The 5,234-nt window shown below is 50.5% G+C and carries 2 protein-coding genes and 2 pseudogenes; all 4 read right to left on the bottom strand.

What is annotated here, in order from left to right; translation table 11 throughout:
* Positions 1–201 precede the first annotated feature (201 nt).
* Complete coding sequence (glmS, locus tag INT22_RS18890; RefSeq protein ID WP_193068752.1) at positions 202–2,049, bottom strand: glutamine--fructose-6-phosphate transaminase (isomerizing); 1,848 nt, start codon at positions 2,047–2,049, stop codon at positions 202–204.
* Between the two features lie 243 nt (positions 2,050–2,292).
* Positions 2,293–3,079: pseudogene (gene cysQ / locus INT22_RS18895) on the bottom strand (3'(2'),5'-bisphosphate nucleotidase CysQ).
* 97 nt (positions 3,080–3,176) lie between these two features.
* Positions 3,177–5,081, bottom strand: a complete 1,905-nt coding sequence (gene cysN, locus INT22_RS18900; protein ID WP_193068753.1) for a sulfate adenylyltransferase subunit CysN — start codon at positions 5,079–5,081, stop codon at positions 3,177–3,179.
* Positions 5,081–5,234, bottom strand: a pseudogene (locus INT22_RS21550) (sulfate adenylyltransferase subunit CysD); the annotation flags it as partial. The pseudogene INT22_RS21550 and the gene cysN, both read right to left, overlap by 1 nt.

Consider the following 5,234-nt stretch of genomic DNA (forward strand, 5'->3'; position numbering starts at 1 on the left):
TATCGGGAATCCACCTTGACCTTACCCGCTGGGACCCCGAATGCCTGAACCAAACTGGATTCCCGCTAAGGGCATGCGGGAATAACAGAACAGCAGACATACGGGAATGACAGAACAGCGGGCATGCGGGGATGATAGAACAGCGGAAATGCCCCACATTCCTACTAAGGCACCTGCAGAGGCGGCTAAGCCGCCCCTGAATTACTCCACGGTGACACTTTTCGCCAAGTTACGTGGCTTGTCTACGTCGGTGCCTTTTACCAGCGCTACGTGGTACGACAACAACTGAAGTGCCACGACATGCAGCACAGGGGAAAGCAAACCGTAGTTTTCCGGCATAACCAGCACATTAATGCCCTCACTTGGCTTAACGGTACTGCCGCCATCGGCAAACACATAAAGCTGACCGCCACGGGCACTCACTTCCTGCATATTGGCTTTTAGCTTTTCTAACAACTCATCGTTAGGCGCCACTACCACCACAGGCATATCAGCATCAACTAATGCTAGCGGGCCGTGTTTCAATTCCCCAGCAGGGTAAGCTTCTGCATGAATATAAGAGATTTCTTTTAGCTTCAGCGCCCCTTCCAATGCAATTGGGAAGTGGCGGCCTCGGCCTAAGAAAAGCGCATGCTGCTTATTAGCAAAATGCTTTGACCACGCCTTGATGCTTGGCTCTAGTGCCAGCACTTTTTTAACCGCGATGGGCAAGTGGCGCAGCTCATCCAGATAAGCTTTTTCATCTGCTTCATCTAGCCGATGATTCGCCTTTGCCAACAAGAGCGTAAGCAAAAATAGTGCGCTGAGCTGAGTAGTGAAAGCTTTCGTAGAGGCAACACCAATTTCCGGGCCAGCACGGGTAATAAAGCGCAACAGTGTTTCACGCACAATGGCAGACTCAGGCACATTACAAATTGCTAACGTATGAATGTGCCCCATTGATTTAGCGTGCTGTAACGCGGCGAGGGTATCAGCGGTTTCACCGGACTGAGAAATAACCACGACGAGCTGATTAGGATTCGCTACGCTTTGGCGATAACGGTATTCACTGGCAATTTCGACATTGCACGGGATACCGGCCACTTGCTCAATCCAGTACTTAGCCGTCATACCCGCATAGCTAGACGTACCACAGGCCAGGATCAATACGGAATCAACCTGCTCAAAAACACCTTGCGCTTCTGCGCCAAAAATACCCGGCTGCAACTGACCTGCGCCGCTCAGCATTTCCAGCGTATTCCCCAACGCTTGTGGCTGCTCAAATATCTCTTTTTGCATGTAGTGATTAAACTCACCTAACTCAACTGCATTCGCAGCAAGGCTAGAGGTAATCACTTCCCGCTGAGCGGGCTGACCAAGCGCATCGACTAATGTGATCGAGTCACGCGTTAGGCGCGCCACATCACCATTTTCCAGGTACATCATCTTCTGGGTGACCGACAGCAGCGCCGAGGCATCTGAAGCGGCATAGTGGCCGTCATCAGCAATACCTAACATCAGCGGCGAACCTTCACGAGCCACGACTAAGCAACCTGGTTCTTCTTCGCTTATCACCGCCAGCGCGAAAGCACCATGCAAATGCGCCACGGCACAACGCACAGCAGAAAAAAGATTTTCGGCTGGTTCGCCAATCTCGCCTTTAAAGCACGCTTGAATCAGGTGGGCAATGGTTTCAGTGTCGGTGTCTGAAGTGAACTCGTACCCTAACCCCTGAAGCTTTTCACGTAGGGTTTCATAGTTTTCAATGATGCCGTTATGCACCACCGCCAAGCCACTCGAAATATGTGGATGAGCGTTACGTTCAGCAGGAACACCGTGAGTTGCCCAACGGGTATGAGCAATGCCCACTTTCCCCTCAACTCCCTCCTCTTCAACGCGGGCTTCAAGAACTGACACTCGCCCCTTGGCGCGGGCACGCGATAGCGTACCAGAGTCACTTAGCACAGCTAACCCAGCAGAGTCATAGCCACGGTATTCAAGTACTTTCAAGCCTGAAAGCAAAAACGGGGTACATTCCATTGCGCCAATGGCGCCAACGATTCCGCACATACTCAATCCTTTAATAACGACTTATAACGACGATGGCTTTCATCGTATGTAAAGAGCCATGTGCAAAGAACCATTTGCAAAACACAACTAGCAAAGGGCCATTTGCAGAGAGCTATTTACAAAGACCCGTCATAGCGAGCATCCCGTGAACTGGCTCTTCTTAAAGGGGAGCATATTACACTCCCCCGTAGCTCAGAGTCCTTAAAGCTCGGTCTTCAAAGCTCGGTCTTTAAAACATGGCCTTCATACATTTCCCCAAACAACAAAATACGGATTAAGCTTTTCGCTGGGGTTGGCGTAGCTAAGCGGTTTACCCTCTAGCGTTTCAACTCGGCCACCCGCTTGAAGCACGACCGCATGAGCGGCGCCAGTATCCCAAAGACAGGTAGGGCCTAAACGAGGATAAGCATCGGCCTTACCTTCTGCAATTAAGCATAGTTTAAGCGAACTGCCCATGGGCAACATTTCGTGCTCACCTAGCTTTTCAAGCCACGCTGCCAAGTCCGGGCTGGGATGCGAGCGACTACCCACAACACGCCAAGTGGAAGCAGCTTCCGGCTCGCCCGCAACACGAATCTCATGGCGTTCGCCATTCGCTTCCACTTTAAATGCACCTAAACCTTCAGCGGCAACATAAGCGGTTTCAAGCGCCGGAGCGGTAACAACGCCCAACACGGGCTTACCGTTTTCAATCAGCGCAATATTAACGGTGAACTCACCGTTACGCTTGATAAACTCTTTAGTCCCGTCAAGCGGGTCTACCGTCAAGCGGGTCTACCAACCAATAGCGGCCATTGCCGTCTACCCCGGCAAAGCCTTCTGCGTCTTCTTCAGAGAGTATAGGCAACTGTAAAGAAAGCGCCTGCAAGCCGCTTACAATCACATGGTGAGCAGCTTGATCCGCTTCAGTTAATGGGCTTTTGTCTTCTTTTTCTTCCACGCTAAATTCGCGTGCATAAACCGCCATAATGGCATCGCCCGCTTCACGAGCAATACGTTCCACAGAATCCAATAACGCTTGATCAATCATTTTGTCATTTCCTTATGATTAAGCCACCAAACAACGACCGGCTGCTTGGTGGCTTATCAGTATTTACATTACGTGTTTAACCTACACTGCATGGAAATCAGCTAATTAGGCCACGCTCACGCAACGTCTTAATCACGCTATCAGCCGCTTCTTCGGCACTCATTTCTGAGGTCTTCAGATGAACATCTGGCGACTCAGGTGCTTCATACGTTGAATCAATGCCTGTGAAGTTTTTCAGCTCACCTCGACGGGCCTTTTTATAAAGACCTTTAGGATCACGAGCTTCTACTACATTTAGCGGTGCATCTACGAAAATCTCGATGAATTCACCTGCTTCCAGCAAATCTCGCGCTAGTTGACGTTCGCTACGGAAAGGCGAAATAAACGCGGACATAACGATCAACCCAGCATCAACCATCAGCTTGGCAGTTTCCGCTACGCGACGCACGTTTTCAACGCGATCAGCATCAGTAAAGCCTAAGTCACGATTTAAACCATGACGAACGTTATCACCGTCCAGTAAGTAGGTATGCTGGCCCTGGGTAAATAGCTTTTTCTCAACCAGGTTAGCGATCGTTGATTTGCCAGCACCAGAAAGGCCTGTAAACCATAGAACTGCCGGTTTCTGGCCCTTCGCCGACGCACGTGCCTGCTTATCAATATCCACATGTTGCATATGAATATTCTGGCTACGACGAAGGGCAAAATGCAGCATACCTGCACCCACCGTATTATTCGTCATACGGTCAATCAGGATGAAGCCACCGGTATCGTGGTTATCTTGATAAGCATCAAAAGCAACCGCACGGTTGAGGCTAATCGTACAGACACCAATGCCGTTCAAATCAAGCTGTTTGCCAGCCGTGTGTTCCAGCGTATTAACGTTAACCTGATATTTAATATCAGTAACGGTCGCTGACACCATCTGGGTGCCTAGCTTCATTAAGTAAGGGCGACCAGGCAGCAGCGGCGCCTCATGCATCCACACCAACGTTGTCTCGAACTGATCAGCCGTATGAGCAGGCTGCTCTACACCGGAGATGACATCGCCCCGGGAGATATCAATTTCATCTTCCAGCAACAGTGTTACCGATTGGCCTGCCACCGCCTCGTCCAAGTCACCATCAAAGGTGTAGATGCGTGACACAGTGCTGGTTTTACCCGAAGGCTGAACACGAATCTGATCGCCAGGGCGAACAACGCCGCTTGATACCATGCCACTGAAACCACGGAAATCCAGGTTAGGACGGTTTACCCACTGCACTGGCATCCGGAAGGGTGAACGCTGCAAATGCTCGGCATCAAGCTCTACGGTTTCCAAATAGCCCATCAGCGTCGTGCCGTGATACCAAGGCATGTGCGGGCTTGGCTCAATAACGTTATCGCCTTTCAATGCTGACATGGGGATAAACGTAATGTTTTCCAAACCGAGCTGTTTGGCAAACGTACGGTACTCTTCAACGATCTGGTCGAAACGCGCTTTAGAGTAATCTACCAAGTCCATTTTATTGATGGCAACGACGACATGCCGCATACCCATCAATGACATTAAAAAACTGTGGCGACGCGTCTGCGTTAAAATTCCATGGCGCGCATCAACCATCAAAATAGCAGCGTCTGCCGTGGAAGCACCGGTCACCATGTTACGGGTGTACTGCTCATGCCCAGGCGTATCAGCAACAATAAACTTGCGCTTTTCGGTGGAGAAAAAGCGATACGCCACATCGATAGTGATGCCTTGCTCGCGCTCTGCTGCCAAGCCATCAACCAGCAGCGCGAAGTCCATATCGCCGCCCTGAGTACCGAACTTTTTAGAGTCAGCTTCAATAGCAGCCAGCTGATCTTCAAAGAGCAGCTTGGATTCAAACAGCAAGCGGCCAATCAGGGTGCTTTTACCGTCATCGACGCTGCCGCAAGTAATAAAGCGCAGCAGGCCTTTGTGCTCATGAGCCTTCAAATAACCTTCGATATCTTCGGCAATCAGTTCAGATGAGTGCGACATTAGAAATACCCCTCTTGCTTTTTCTTCTCCATGGACGCTGCGCTGTCATGATCAATCACACGCCCCTGACGCTCAGAGGTCTTAGTCAGCAGCATCTCTTGGATAATGGCTGGCAGCGTATCGGCATCAGACTCCACCGCCCCTGTTAGGGGG

It is taken from the genome of Halomonas sp. 3D7M, assembly GCF_014897885.1.
In the GTDB taxonomy this organism is placed as follows: domain Bacteria; phylum Pseudomonadota; class Gammaproteobacteria; order Pseudomonadales; family Halomonadaceae; genus Vreelandella.

Coding starts and splice junctions, on each gene's coding strand:
- glmS (WP_193068752.1), bottom strand. CDS start 2,049: ATGTGCGGAATCGTTGGCGCCATTGGCGCAATGGAATGTACCCCGTTT.
- cysN (WP_193068753.1), bottom strand. CDS start 5,081: ATGTCGCACTCATCTGAACTGATTGCCGAAGATATCGAAGGTTATTTG.